The sequence below is a fragment of the Gilvimarinus sp. 1_MG-2023 genome, assembly GCF_030548285.1.
Genome location: NZ_JAUOSC010001180.1, coordinates 1 through 262, shown reverse-complemented (window position 1 = coordinate 262; position 262 = coordinate 1). Strand labels below are relative to the sequence as shown.

Below are 262 nucleotides of genomic sequence, written 5' to 3'. Positions count from 1 at the left end.
CCCCAATAGTTTATCGAGCAACCAAAAACAGCGAACAGGATAACAAGCCGGATAACAAACGAATGACAGGCGGGTTATGGGTCATGCGGGGAAAAGAGACAGGCTGGTCAGCCAATACGAGCAGACTGCCCGTCGCAGATACCAGTCACCCCAGTATCAACGACGGGCCGGAGACCCGCATACAGAATGGATATAACCAATGCTTAATGAGTGACTTCTGAAGCACTCATCGAGGACGTCTTTTCTTAACTCTGTTTGGAAA

1 protein-coding gene is annotated in these 262 nt (G+C 49.2%); it reads left to right on the top strand.

The window, feature by feature from the left end; all coding sequences use genetic code 11:
* Positions 1-221, top strand: a 221-nt coding sequence (locus Q4563_RS20580) for a hypothetical protein (protein ID WP_303605836.1), incomplete at its 5' end; no start/stop codon positions are given.
* Between the last annotated feature and the right edge of the window lie 41 nt (positions 222-262).